Raw genomic sequence first — 12,543 nt, forward strand, 5'->3', positions numbered from 1 at the left:
ACCATGCCGATGGCCGCAGACGATATCGCCACGCTGATCCGCGCCGGCATTCCCGATGCCGAGGTGGAGATCACCGACCTGGCCGGTGACGGCGATCATTATGCTGCGCGAGTGACCGCGGCCAGCTTTGCAGGCATGAACCGCGTCCAGCGTACCCGCGCGGTCTATGCCGCGCTGGGCGACCGCATGGGCGGCGAACTCCACGCGCTCCAACTTACCACTGCACTCCCCCAAGGATGATCGACATGACCGACGACACCCAGGCCCGCATCGACGCGCTGGTCAAGCAGAACCCCGTGGTGCTGTTCATGAAGGGCAGCCCGCTGTTTCCGCAGTGCGGATTTTCCAGCCGCGCAATCGCGATCCTCAACCACCTGAACGTCGAATTCGAAAGCGTCGACGTGTTGCAGGACCAGGGCATCCGGCAGGGGATCAAGACCTATTCGGACTGGCCGACCATCCCGCAGCTTTACGTCAACGGCGAGTTCGTCGGCGGATCGGACATCATGATGGAGATGTACGAGAGCGGCGAGCTGGCGCAGTTGTTCGAAGGCTCCGACGCCGCGAACTGACGATGAACGGGGCGGGTGCCGATGGCATCCGCCCTTTGCTTTCGGGGGCAAAGGATGACCGAGCTTCCACCCCGGCCGGCCTGCGAGGACGACCGCCGCGCACGCGAAGCGCTGCTGGCGGCACTGCGCGCGGTGCGTGACGATCGCAAGGCGCTGGACGCCTGGCGGAACCGCGGCAAGGAGTGCCGTATCCTACGATAGGATAGCGACCGGAGCATCCGGGCTGTGGCCGCCGCCCGGCATTGACTACGCTCGTAATCGGTGTGATTACATGCGTAGTCGATGAGAGGAGCGAGTCGTGGTCGAGCGCATCAGCGATGCCGAACATGCGGTGATGGAGGTGCTGTGGGACGACGCGCCGCTCACCGCGCAGGACGTGGCCGAACGGGTGGACCCCGACCGTGGCTGGAGCGCCAACACCGTCAAGACGCTGCTCGGCCGGCTGCTCGCCAAGAAGGCGATCGTCCATGAGGAGGATGGTCGCCGTTACCTGTATCGGCCAGCGGTGGCGCGTGGCGACTATGTCGAGGGCGAGTCGCGGCGGCTGATCGACCGGCTGTTCGGCGGCCGCCTAACCCCACTGGTCGCGCATCTGGCCGAGCGCGATGCACTCAGCGCGGACGACATCGCCGAGATCGAAGCCCTGTTGAAGGAGCTGAAGTCATGATCGCCTGGATCGTCGAAGCCCTGATCGCCTCCACCCTGTTGATGGCGATGGTGTTGATGGTGCGTCGGCCGGTGCGCCGCGTATTCGGGCCGCAGATCGCCTATGCGCTGTGGGCGCTGCCCGCGCTGCGGCTGATGCTCCCGCCATTGCCCGCCGAATGGCGCAGTCATGTCGCCATGCCGATCAGCCGCGCGAGCGAGGCGGTGAGCGGACTGGTGCTGCCGGTCAGCGAGGCGACGCCGGTCGCGACGGCGGCGATCAGTGCGCCCGAGGCGGCGGCCGTGCCGTGGACGCTGATCCTGTGGGGTGGCTGGGCGCTGGGCGCGGCGGCATTCTTCCTGGTGCACCTGATGCGGCATCGCCGCTTCTGCCGCCGCCTGCTGGGCGATGCGCGGATGGTGGACGAGGTGGACGGCGTGCGCGTGATCGAGAGCGCGGGGGCCTCCGGGCCGCTGGCGTTCGGGGTCGGACGCCGCTTTGTGGCGTTCCCGCGCGATTTTGCCGAGCGGTACGACGCCGATGAGCGCGAACTGGCGCTGGCGCACGAACTGGGCCATCATCAGCGCGGCGATCTGGCGGCGAACTGGGTCGCGCTGGGCGTGCTGGCGATGCACTGGTTCAATCCGCTGGCGTGGCGGGCGTTTCGCGCCTTTCGCTGCGATCAGGAACTGGCCAACGACGCACTCGTGCTGGCCGGGCGCAGCCGCGCGGATCGTCACATCTATGCCTGTGCCATTGTGAAGGCGGCGCATGGCGGTGCGATCTCGGCGGCATGCCACCTGCATACGATCAGCGACCTGAAGGGGCGGCTGAAGATGCTGTCGAACACGCGCCTGTCGCGCACGCGGTTGATGACGGGGGCCGCGGCGGTGGTGGGCGTCGTCACCACCGGGTTGTTGGTGACCGCATCGGGAACGCAGGCCGCCGCCGCCGTGACCCGCCGGATCGAGGCGGCGACCGGCGTCACGCTGACGACGATCGACCGTGCACCCGCGATCGCGGCGCCGGCAACGGTGCCGACCCCGCCGCCGGTTCCCTCGGTCAGGCAGGGCCGGACGCATGTCGTGATCGTCAAGAACGGCAAGCGCACGGAATATGAGGGCAAGGCGGCCGAAGACTATCTGGCAAAGCATCCGGCCCCGGTCCCGCCCGTGCCGCCGGCCATTGCCGTCATGCCAGCGGTGCCGGCCGTGCCGACCACGCCATCCATGGCCCATCTGGCGAACCCGCCGATGCCGCCAATGCCCGCGATGCCGCCGATGCCGAACGTTCCCCAGGTGGTCGAGCGGAACTGCGGCCCAGGCATGGGCGGATCGCGCCGCGAGATGGTGATCCAGTCGTCCAAGGGCGGCAAGCGCACGATGGTGGTCTGCACCAACCGCATCGAGGCGGCCGCCGCCGAGGGGGCGCGGGTTGCCGCCAAGAGCAAGGCGATCCGTGCCCAGGCGATGGCCAGTGCGCTCGCCAGCCTGGACACCGCGCGCGCCAGCATCCGTGCCCAGCGCGACATGAGCAGCGAGCAGCGGCGCGCGGCACTCGCCGGGATCGACGAGGCGATGGTCGAGATGCGCAGCGAGATGGCGTCCAACGACGAGTGAGCGCGGCACCGGAGGCGGCGGACTTGCGTCCGGCGCCTCCGCTTGCCACATCGCCGGGCATGGCAGAGCATCCGACCGGCCTCCCGATCCAGCTCGAGCCGCTGGTCACGCGCATATTGGCGCCCAATCCGTCCGCCTTCACGCATACGGGCACGCAGGTGCATCTCGTCGGCAGCGAGGATCTGGCGGTGATCGATCCCGGACCGGACGATCCCGAACATCTGGACGCGCTGGTGGCGGCGATCGGCGGGCGGCGGGTGGTGGCGATCGTCATCACCCATCACCACCGCGACCATAGTCCGGCGAGCCGGCCGCTGGCGGCGATCACCGGCGCCCCGATCGTCGGGGCGGCCCCCTTCGGGCCGAGCGATGCCGGCGCACGATCGGATGCGGCGTTCGATGCGGACTATGTGCCCGACCGGGTGTTGGGCGAGGGCGAGCGGGTCGGGGGCACCGGATGGACGCTGGAGGCGGTGGCGACGCCGGGGCACACCTCCAACCATCTGGCATTCGCCCTGATCGAGACGGGCGCCTTGTTTTCGGGCGATCACGTCATGGGATGGTCGACCACCATCGTCTCGCCGCCCGATGGCGACATGACCGCCTATATGGCCAGCCTGGAAAAGCTGATGGAGCGGGGCGACCGCATCTATTATCCGGGGCACGGCGAAGCGGTGGAAAATCCGCGGCGGCTGGTCCGCGGCATGCTGGGCCATCGCCGGGCGCGCGAGGGGCAGATATTGCGGCTGCTGCGCGCCGGGGGGCACGAGGTGCCCGCGATGGTCGCGCGGATGTATGCAGGGCTGGACCGCAAGCTGTGGCCGGCGGCGGCGCGTTCGGTGCTGGCGCATCTGTATGATCTGCGAGGCCGCGGACTGGTAAGGGAGGAAGGCGAGACGTGGACGATCGCAGCGTGAGTGCGACCCCGGCGCGGGGCGGGGGCATTGCCGCGTTTCTGGCCAAGGCGGCGGGCGTGGTCGTCATTTTGGTGCTGGCGGTGCTGATCGCGATGTGGGGCATTCAGCGTTACGTGACCGAGCGCCTGACCCCCGACCCGGTGACGATCGCGCGGGCCAGCCTGGAGGGAATGCGCGAGCAGAACCGGCTATCCGCCTTTGCCGCGCGCTATGTCGCGGTGGTGACGTCGCAGCAGGCGCAATACGGCTTTTCGACGGAAAAGACGCTGATCATGCCGGGCACCGTCCGCTATGAGGTCGATCTGGGCAAGTTGCAGCAGCGCGATGTGGCGTGGGACGCGAATACGCGCACCCTGTCGGTGACGCTGCCGCCGGTCGAGATCGACGGGCCGCAGGTCGAGCTGGGCGCGATCAAGGAATATGGATCGGGGGGCCTGCTCACCACCTTTACCGACGCCGAGAAGCGGCTGGATGCGGCGAACCGCAAGGCGGGGCTGGCCGAACTGGTGCGGCAGGCACGCGACGCGACGCCGATGCGGCTGGCGCGGGACTCGACGCGGCGGGCGGTGGAGCGCAGCTTTGCGATGCCGCTGCGCGCGGCGGGCGTCGATGCGCAGGTGAAGGTACGCTTCGCCGACGAGCCGACGCCGTCGACCGAACGCTGGGACACCTCGCGTTCCGTGGAAGAGGTGCTAGGGAACGCATCATGACCATTCAGACGAATCTGACCGGCCTGGACCTCCGCGCCGAGATCGACCGCCTCCGTCGCGAGCGTAACGCCGTGATCCTGGCGCATTATTATCAAAAGCCCGAAATCCAGGACATTGCCGATTTCGTCGGCGACAGCCTCGATCTCAGCCGCAAGGCGCAGGCGACGGATGCGGACGTGATCGCATTCTGCGGGGTGCGCTTCATGGCGGAGACGGCCAAGATCCTCAGCCCCGACAAGGTGGTGATCCTGCCCGACATGGATGCCGGATGCAGCCTGGAGGATAGCTGCCCGCCCGAGCAGTTCGCCGAGTTCCGGGCCCGGCATCCCGACCATATCGCGCTGACCTACATCAACTGTTCCGCGGCGGTGAAGGCCCTGTCCGACGTGATCGTCACGTCGTCGTCGGCGGAGACGATCCTGGCGAAGATCGATCCGGCGCAGAAGATCATCTTCGGGCCGGACCGCAATCTGGGCGGCTATCTGGCGCGCAAGACGGGGCGCGATCTGCTGCTGTGGCCGGGGGTGTGCATCGTGCACGAGGCGTTCAGCGAAACCGAGTTGCTGAAGCTGAAGGCGCAGTACCCGACCGCGCCGATCGCCGCGCATCCCGAATGCCCGGCGGTGATCCTCGACCATGCCGATTATGTCGGGTCGACGCGCGGCATCCTGGAATATGCCGCCACCGTGACTGGCGACACGCTGATCGTCGCGACCGAGCCGCACATCATCCATCAGATGGAAAAGGCGATGCCCGGCAAGCGCTTCATCGGCGCGCCGGGGGCGGACGGCAACTGCAACTGCAACATCTGCCCGTATATGGCGCTGAACACGATGGAGAAGCTCTACATCGCGCTGCGCGACCTGGAGCCGCGGATCGAGATCGAGGAAGGGCTGCGGCTGAACGCCAAGAAGAGCCTGGACGCGATGCTGAGCTTGGCGAGCGGGACGGTGGGGCTGGGCGATCTGGGCCCGGCCAAGGTGACCGGCGACTGACGCGTCAGGGGCGGGCGAGCCGCACGTGGGTGGGCGCGTCGCGATTCACCGACAGCTGCCCGTCCCGTTCGTTGATCTCGGCGATCTGCAACACGGTGCGGCGGCCCCAGTCGGGGTTGCCCCGCGCCTCCGCCTCGCCGGACTGGTGGACGAAGTAGATCAGATAGGCGCGGTCGCCGGACACGATGACGTCCGGATGCTGCCCCTTGGCGCGGTCGGTGGGGGCGGTGCCGGGATCGCCGAGAATATGGCCGGGCTGCCGGGTCCAGTGCACGCCGTCGTCGGAGCGCAGGACGAGCAGGCCCTGCCACGCGTCCGAGATCAGCCACCAGCGATTCTTCCAGCGGAACGCCTTGGGGCCCTCGCCGGGCGTGTCGACGACCGTGTCGCGGACCGTCCAGTGGGTCAGGTCCGCACTGTCGGCGTAGCGGATCGCCTTGTTGCGGCGCTCGTCGTTGAACCACAGGCGATATCCGCCGGTGGGAAGCGGCAGGACGCTGGCATCGATCACCCGGTCCGAGCCGAGGTCGAGCCGGTCGGCACAGGTCCAGCGTGCCAGATCGTCGCTGGTCAGATGCTGGATGAAGCGGGGATGGTTCCAGTCGCGAAAGATGCCGGGGACGACCGTGACCCACATGTGCCAGTGTCCGTCGATCCGCTGCACTTCGGGAGCCCACAGCGTCTCGCCCGTGCACGCGCGGGGGATCGCCGTGGTGCCGGCGTAGCGCCAATGCGCGCCATCCCTCGACCGCGCGATGCCGATCGCGGTGCCGTGGACCCAGCGCACATCCTGCTCGTCCGCCAGCGGCAGGGTCGCGCGGCGGTTGGTGTAGAACATCACCCATTCTTTGGTCCTGGGGTCGTATGTCGTGGAGGCGTCGGCGGCGCCGTCGTGGACGGGATCGCGGTAGAGGGGCCTGGGGGCGACGGGCGCACTGCCGAGAAGGGCGAGGGCGAGTGCGATCATCTGGCGGCGACCGGGTTGCGGCCCCAAAGCTGGTCATAGCGCCAGCCGGACAGATCCTCGACGATGCGGCCGGTATCGGGGGTCGCGGGGCGCGTGCCGCCGGCGCGCAGGCGTTCGATCTCGTCAAGCAGAACGGCATGGGTGGCTGGCGTCAGGCGGAACCGGGTGGAGACGAGCGCACCGAAGACGAGCATTGCGATGGTGCCGAGGCCCAAGACGCCGACGATGGCGGCGATCGCGGTGGGGCTCTGCACACTGGCCTTCGACACGAAGCCGGATGCCTGCATGACCTGGCCGACGAGAATGACGGCGGCGGCCTGGCTCATCTTGCGCACAAAGGTCATGACGCCGGCAAAGGCGCCCTCGCGCCGGCGGCCGGTGACGATCTCGTCGACATCGGCCATGTAGTTGTACGTCGCCCACGGGATGTAGTTGAGGGCGCCGCGGCCGAGACCGGCGAAGACGACCGGCAGCCAGAACAGCGCCGAGGTCGCGGTATAGCCTGCCATATACATGCCGAGGAAGATCAGCACGCCGATCGCAAAGCTGAGCGTGGCGAAGCGGTAGGCGGCGGCGGGCGACAGGCGCAGCGCGAAATTGATCGCGATGACGACGGCGACGAGCTGGACGATATAGGTGACACCGACCAGTTGCCCGACGATCGCGGTCGAGCCCGCAAGCGCGAAGATCACGAAATAGGTGAAGGCCGCGTTGTAGATATCTTGGCTGATATAGCCGCCCAGATACATGCCGAGATGCAGCCGGAAGGCGCGGATGCGCAGCGTGGAGAACAGGTTGCGGTAGAGCGCGGCAAAGGCCGCACCGAGCGTCGGCCGGTCGCGCTCCTCGGCGGCGGCGAGTTCGGGCGGGCGCTGCCGTTCCCAGCTGAAGGTGTAGAGAAGGCCGGCGGCGAGCATGAACAGCACCGAAAAGATGATGCCCATGTAGAGATAGGTGTCGGGCGAATCCGGCCCCAGCCAGCCGATCAGCCAGGCCGGCAGGAAGGCGGCGGCGATGGCGGAGCATTGCCCGCACAGGATACGCGCGCCGGCGAACTTCGCCTTGGTTCGGTAATCGGTCGCCATCTCGCTGGCGAGCGTCTCGTAGGGGATGATCTCCATCGCATAGACCATCTCGAACAGGACGTAGGTGACGAGATAATACCAGAAGCTTTGCCCCGCGACCCACATGATCGCGAAGGATGGCAGGAGCGGGATGGCGGCCAGAATGAAGAAGCGACGGCGGCCGAAGCGCCGGCCGAGCCAGGTGCGACCGATATTGTCCGAGACATGGCCGATCAGCGGGCTGGTGAACGCATCCAGCACGCGCGCGACGCCGAAGATGATCGTCGCCTGCGCCGCGGACAGGCCGCAGAAGCTGGTATAGAAGATCAGGATCCAGGTGGAGATGACCGCCATCGAGCCGGCGCCCATGACGTCGTTCGCGCCGTAGGTGAGCAGCGTGTACCAGCGTACCGGGCGGGTGGGGGCGGTGGGCAGGATCGGCCGGGCGGCGATGGGATCGGTGGCCATCTCGATTACTCGCTTTTGCCGTCGCCCTCACCCTTGCGGCGCCTTGGCGCCTCCCTGCCTGGTGATGCGGAGGGGAGCCGAGTGGCGTGGCCGGTCGGGCAGGATGAGGGCGGGGTCGTCAGATATAGGTGCGCAGGAACTCGGCGAGGGCGACCATCGCGAGGCTCTGGCCATAGGGCATCGAGGTGAGGGCGATGTCCTTGTAGAATTGCTGCGTGTCGCCCATCGCGGTGCCGAAGCTGACCTGTTTCAGCTCGCCGGCATCATCGATGTTGGCCAGCACGCCGTGGATCGCCCGGATGCCCACCGCCTCGTGATGGCGCGGCAGATAGCCCTTTCGCACCGACTTCAGGATACCATAGGCGAAGCCGGCGGTGGCCGATGCCTCCAGATAGCTGGTCGGGTCCATCACCAGCGTGTGCCACAGACCACTGTCGTCCTGCGTCTCGGCCAGCGTCTTAACCTGTGCGGCCAGCGTGTCGATCAGGAACAGGCGCAGCGCATCGCCCTGCGGCAGATCGAGGATCTCGATGATTTCCGGAATGGCGATCGTCACCCAGCAATTGCCGCGCGCCCACAAGGCCTCGGCAAAGTTATGCCGGCCGCCGAAATCCCAGCCGTGGAACCACAGGCCGGTCTTCTTGTCGAACAGGTATTTGATGTGAACGAGGAACTGTCGCTTGGCTTCCTCGATATAGTGCGGCCGGTTGAGCAACAGCCCGATCTTGGCGAGCGGGAGCACCGACATCATCAGCGTGTCGTCCCACAACTCGCCGGGATTTTCGTCGTTGTAGACGATGTGCTGAAACCCGCCATCCTCGGTCTTGGGCAGGCCGTCGGCGGCCATCAGCCATTCCGCCCAGGTATCCAGATAGGGGACGTAGCGCGGATCGGGTTCGTGTTCGTAGAGGTAGGCGAGCGTGATGAACGGGGCCACCGTGTTGATGTTCTTGGTGGGCGTGCCCTCGGCGAAGCGATCCTCGAACCACTGCTTGATGATGGCGAGCGCGGCCTTGTCGCCGGTCTGCTCGTAATAGCGCCACATGCCGAACAGGCCGACGCCGTGGGTCCATTCCCAGCCGGCCCAGCCCTTGGTGTCGATGATGCGGCCATCCTCCAGATGGAGCAGGAAGGCACCGGTCTCGTCCTTGATGTTGACGAGATTGTTCATCAGCTTGCCGATCGCCTCGGTGATCGTCTGCCGGGGAATGTCGTGGGTAAGGGCGGCCAATCTATTTCTCCTGCAGGATGTCGGCGGGGCGCATGGGGGCGGCGACGGGGCGCACGGCGATGCCGCCGCGCACGTTGCGCATGGTGACGAGCTTCACCGGCTCCAGCGCGTTGCCGGGGGCGCCGTCGCTGGTAACGGCAAGCGCGATGGTGTTCGCGCCATGGTGGTTGAGGATGCCTTCCGGGATCGGAAAAACGCGCTGCGGCCCGACATGCGCGATGAACTGGCCCATGTTCCAGCCGTTGACGAAGATCAGGGCACGGTAGCGCGCGACGGAACGGGGGCTGGCGGTGTCGCCGAACGCGATGCCGATGGTGGCGTCCTGCCCTTTGGGTACGGTGAGGTCGAACCGCGCACGATGCCAGGTGGTGCCGGGGGCCTGCGCCGCATCCGCGCGCCAGCCCGCATCGTCGAAGCCCGGCAGGTGCCAGCCGCGTCGCTCGCCATATTGGCCGCCATTGTTGGCGGAGCCGCGCGCGGGGTCGGGCAGATCCTCGCCACCGGCCTTGCCCTGGATCTTCCATGCGATCGGCACGCCGAAGCTGCGCCCGCCGGGTGCCTGAAGCGAGGCGGAGATCAGGCCGCGCGCTTCCTTGTGGAAGTCGTCGCTGTCCAGATCCCAGTTGTGGCCGTTGTTGCGGACCATGATGCTGATGACATGCTCGCGTGCCTCCTGTGCGGCGGCGGGCAGGCCGAATTGCGCGACCCCGGTGGTGATCGGGCGGGGAAGGCCGGCGGGCAATTCGTGCTGGCCAACGAACCGGCCGTCCATCCAGACCTGTACCATGCCCGATCCGCCCGCGCCGTAGAACAGCGCCAGTTGACGCGCATCTGGCGTGCCGGTGAAGCGGCCGCGATACCAGACATCGCCGTCGTGAAAGCCGTAGGCGTCCATCAACAGGTTCGGCTGGCCATCGGGTCGTGCGGTGATGCTGGCATAGGGCTTGTCGCCGGCGACCTGCCATGCCCCGTCGTCGAAGCCGGGTTGCGCCTCCGGCGTGCCATCCGCGCTGCGCCATGCGAGCGTCGGCAGCGAGACGGGCGCGGGGGCGGGCAGCGGGCGGGTGGCAACGCGGCTGCCGTTCGGCGTCGCGCGCAGCGCCACGCCGCTGCCGTTCCAGCTGGCCGAGCGGATTGCGGCGGGCGCCCAGATTTCCAGCGGGGTCGCCTCGCGGGTATCACCGGTGAGGACCAGCCGGTTGCCCCTGACCTCCGCGCTGCGCACGAGCGCGGGGCCACGGACAAGGGCGGGGCCCTGCCGCCAATAGCGTACCGCCTCCGCCTCATCGGTGAGGATCAACGTCAGGGGCGGGCGGCCGCCCCCGTCGATGCGGACGATCGCCCGGCCGTCATGCGGATAGTTGAGCAGCAGGTCGCCCCTGGTCGCGTCGAAGCGGCTCGACACGGTGCCCTCCAGCACGCGGACCTGCGGCGCGGTGGAGTAGCGCAGCACCGTCTCGCCCTGTTCGCCCGCGCGGCCGTAGAGCAGCATCAGGTCGGCGCCGTCCATGGTCAGTGCGGCCTGTAGCTCGGAGGTGGAATAGACCAGCCGCTGCCTGCCGACATTCACCCCCGCTACCAGCCATTTGGCGTCGAAGCCGTTCAGCCGCATCGGGGCGCCGGCGGGAAAGGTGTAGCGACCATCGGGCAAGTCGGCGGTGATCGTGAAACGGTCGTCGGTCTGGCCGTTCGACGGCTTGTGCGTGACCATCAGGAAGCGTGCGTCGGTTTCGGGATTGCGGTTGTGATAGGCCTGCACGTTCGGCGACGACACGGTCACGGCACCCGCGGGCACCATGCCGGCCAGATCGGGCACGGTGGCGATCAGACCGCCGAGCTGCTTAAGCTCCTCCGCCTTCGGGCGAAGCTCGCGCGCTTCGGAAATGGCCGCGCCGTAATCATAGCTGGTGAAGACGACGGGTGCGGGCAGCCAGCCCCAACTGGTGCCGCCATAGCCCATGTAGAAGCTCTGGATGCCGATGCCGTTGGCGAGATTGGTGCCGTAGAAGACGCGCTGGAACCGCTTGCCGCGCTGGACGGCGTTGCACTCATAGCCGCCGTTGGAACCCCAATAGTCGAACCAGCCACCACCGAATTCGGCGAGGAAGCCGGGCGTGTTCGGCGAGGCAGAGGCGCCGCCCTTCGCGCCGCCGGGGCCGTAATAGCCCCAGTCTGGTGCCGCGACGCTGCGCGTCGGCCGGCCCTGCACGGTACAGGTGCCGCCCGGATAGCCGTCGAAGGCGTAGAGATCGACCGGGCCCTTCACCACCTTGTCAACCGGTGAGGTCGCGGGCGTCCAGTAGCCGTTGCGGCCCTGATCGTTGTGAAAGATCGGTACGGTAATGCCGTCGGCCCGCGCCTTGGCGAACAGATGGTCCATGTAGCGCGCCTGCGCCGGGGTGGTCAGCGCCAGTTCGTTTTCGATCTGGTGCAGGATGACGCTGCCGCGCCGTCCCTGCGCGTCCGGGTTCACCTGATGCCGGGCGATGATCGCGTTGACCTGCGTCAGCCATTCGTCGGCGGCGGCGAGATAGGCGGGATCGTCGGTGCGGGCGCGGCCGCGCTGGTTGACCAGCCAGCCGGGGAAGCCGCCGCGCGACAGTTCGGCATTCACATAGGGGCCGGCGCGGGTGATGACCCACAGGCCCTCCTCCTCAGCCATGGTCAGCACGCGTTCGACATCGCGGATGCCGGTGAAGTCGTACACGCCCTGTTTGGGGCTGTGATAACCCCAGTCGAAATACAGGGCGACGGTGTTGAAGCCGCTGGCCTTCATCTTTTGCAGCACGTCGCGCCAGAGATCGGGGCTGGGCAGGCGGAACGGGTGGAACTCGCTGGACCAGATGATCCGGCGCGTGTTGTCGATCATCAGCGAGCGGGCGTCGAACGATACCCGGCCGAAGCGTTGCACCGGCGCCTGCGGGTTGGCGGTGGCTTGCGCGACCTGTGCCGGGGCGGGCATCGCTCCCGTCGCCATCGGCGCGGCGAGCAGCGCGGCGATGGCCGCCTTATGCATGGTGGAAGATCAGCGGCAGGGGCCATTCCTTTGGCCGGTTGTCGGGCTCCACCTCCATCAACGGCGCCATGTACGCCCACCAGCGCTGCATCACCGGATGATCGGGCAGCGTGTCCCGCCTGTTGTCGTCGGTCAGCTTCAGCACGGCGAACAGCGACAGCGTCTCTTCGTTCAGAAAGATCGAATAATCGTGGATGCCGCTTTCGGTCAGCAGCGCGGAAAGCTCGGGCCAGATGGCGTCATGACGGCGGCGATACTCGTCGACCACGCCCGGCTTCAGCCGCATCCTGAACGCGTGGATCGTCATGCCACCTCCCGATGAACCATTATCTGGAACT

General features: G+C 67.5%; 13 protein-coding genes. 8 read left to right on the forward strand and 5 right to left on the reverse strand.

Annotated features, from left to right (window positions below):
- Positions 1-3 precede the first annotated feature (3 nt).
- From GQR91_RS12235 to nadA, 8 genes are all read left to right on the forward strand, one after another.
- Complete coding sequence (locus GQR91_RS12235) at positions 4-240, forward strand: BolA family protein (RefSeq protein ID WP_149681557.1); 237 nt, start codon at positions 4-6, stop codon at positions 238-240.
- Positions 241-245: 5 nt separating this feature from the next.
- A complete protein-coding gene (gene grxD / locus GQR91_RS12240; RefSeq protein ID WP_112382636.1) occupies positions 246-572 on the forward strand; it encodes a Grx4 family monothiol glutaredoxin in 327 nt (108 codons plus the stop codon).
- A 54-nt stretch (positions 573-626) separates the two neighbouring features.
- Positions 627-773 carry a hypothetical protein gene (locus GQR91_RS12245; RefSeq protein ID WP_160146740.1) on the forward strand — a complete coding sequence of 49 codons (147 nt, stop codon included), beginning with the start codon at positions 627-629 and terminating at the stop codon, positions 771-773.
- Between the two features lie 97 nt (positions 774-870).
- A complete protein-coding gene (locus GQR91_RS12250) occupies positions 871-1,239 on the forward strand; it encodes a BlaI/MecI/CopY family transcriptional regulator (protein ID WP_149681556.1) in 369 nt (122 codons plus the stop codon).
- Positions 1,236-2,837 (forward strand): M56 family metallopeptidase, encoded by a 1,602-nt coding sequence (locus GQR91_RS12255; protein WP_149681555.1) that lies wholly within the window; start codon positions 1,236-1,238, stop codon positions 2,835-2,837. Before GQR91_RS12250 ends, GQR91_RS12255 begins: the two co-directional genes overlap by 4 nt.
- A 59-nt stretch (positions 2,838-2,896) precedes the next feature.
- The gene (locus tag GQR91_RS12260) at positions 2,897-3,754 is read left to right on the forward strand and encodes an MBL fold metallo-hydrolase (protein WP_149681554.1); all 858 of its coding nucleotides are present in this window, start codon (positions 2,897-2,899) and stop codon (positions 3,752-3,754) included.
- A complete protein-coding gene (locus tag GQR91_RS12265; RefSeq protein WP_375781563.1) occupies positions 3,736-4,464 on the forward strand; it encodes a DUF4230 domain-containing protein in 729 nt (242 codons plus the stop codon). Before GQR91_RS12260 ends, GQR91_RS12265 begins: the two co-directional genes overlap by 19 nt.
- Positions 4,461-5,459, forward strand: a complete 999-nt coding sequence (gene nadA / locus GQR91_RS12270) for a quinolinate synthase NadA (protein WP_149681553.1) — start codon at positions 4,461-4,463, stop codon at positions 5,457-5,459. The genes GQR91_RS12265 and nadA overlap by 4 nt, the downstream gene beginning before the upstream one ends.
- A gap of 4 nt (positions 5,460-5,463) precedes the next feature.
- On the opposite strand, the gene GQR91_RS12275 is transcribed toward nadA, so the two are convergent.
- The 5 genes from GQR91_RS12275 to GQR91_RS12295 all read right to left on the reverse strand — a co-directional run bounded on the left by GQR91_RS12275 (position 5,464) and on the right by GQR91_RS12295 (position 12,512).
- A complete protein-coding gene (locus GQR91_RS12275; RefSeq protein WP_149681552.1) occupies positions 5,464-6,426 on the reverse strand; it encodes a glycoside hydrolase family protein in 963 nt (320 codons plus the stop codon).
- Positions 6,423-7,958: an MFS transporter gene (locus GQR91_RS12280; protein ID WP_235903902.1), complete on the reverse strand. Its 1,536-nt coding sequence runs from the start codon at positions 7,956-7,958 to the stop codon at positions 6,423-6,425. The genes GQR91_RS12275 and GQR91_RS12280 overlap by 4 nt, the downstream gene beginning before the upstream one ends.
- Before the next feature lie 118 nt (positions 7,959-8,076).
- A complete protein-coding gene (gene bglB / locus GQR91_RS12285) occupies positions 8,077-9,189 on the reverse strand; it encodes a beta-galactosidase BglB (RefSeq protein WP_149681551.1) in 1,113 nt (370 codons plus the stop codon).
- 1 nt (position 9,190) lies between these two features.
- Complete coding sequence (locus tag GQR91_RS12290; RefSeq protein ID WP_149681550.1) at positions 9,191-12,205, reverse strand: beta-galactosidase; 3,015 nt, start codon at positions 12,203-12,205, stop codon at positions 9,191-9,193.
- On the reverse strand, positions 12,198-12,512 hold the full coding sequence (locus GQR91_RS12295; RefSeq protein WP_149681549.1) for an L-rhamnose mutarotase: 315 nt from the start codon (positions 12,510-12,512) through the stop codon (positions 12,198-12,200). The genes GQR91_RS12290 and GQR91_RS12295 overlap by 8 nt, the downstream gene beginning before the upstream one ends.
- Positions 12,513-12,543 lie beyond the last annotated feature (31 nt).

Origin of the sequence: Sphingomonas carotinifaciens, assembly GCF_009789535.1 — a bacterium.
GTDB lineage: Bacteria > Pseudomonadota > Alphaproteobacteria > Sphingomonadales > Sphingomonadaceae > Sphingomonas > Sphingomonas carotinifaciens.

Coding starts and splice junctions, on each gene's coding strand:
- nadA (WP_149681553.1), top strand. CDS start 4,461: ATGACCATTCAGACGAATCTGACCGGCCTGGACCTCCGCGCCGAGATC.
- GQR91_RS12290 (WP_149681550.1), bottom strand. CDS start 12,205: ATGCATAAGGCGGCCATCGCCGCGCTGCTCGCCGCGCCGATGGCGACG.
- grxD (WP_112382636.1), top strand. CDS start 246: ATGACCGACGACACCCAGGCCCGCATCGACGCGCTGGTCAAGCAGAAC.
- GQR91_RS12260 (WP_149681554.1), top strand. CDS start 2,897: ATGGCAGAGCATCCGACCGGCCTCCCGATCCAGCTCGAGCCGCTGGTC.
- GQR91_RS12245 (WP_160146740.1), top strand. CDS start 627: ATGACCGAGCTTCCACCCCGGCCGGCCTGCGAGGACGACCGCCGCGCA.
- GQR91_RS12235 (WP_149681557.1), top strand. CDS start 4: ATGCCGATGGCCGCAGACGATATCGCCACGCTGATCCGCGCCGGCATT.
- GQR91_RS12295 (WP_149681549.1), bottom strand. CDS start 12,512: ATGACGATCCACGCGTTCAGGATGCGGCTGAAGCCGGGCGTGGTCGAC.
- GQR91_RS12255 (WP_149681555.1), top strand. CDS start 1,236: ATGATCGCCTGGATCGTCGAAGCCCTGATCGCCTCCACCCTGTTGATG.
- GQR91_RS12275 (WP_149681552.1), bottom strand. CDS start 6,426: ATGATCGCACTCGCCCTCGCCCTTCTCGGCAGTGCGCCCGTCGCCCCC.
- GQR91_RS12280 (WP_235903902.1), bottom strand. CDS start 7,958: ATGGCCACCGATCCCATCGCCGCCCGGCCGATCCTGCCCACCGCCCCC.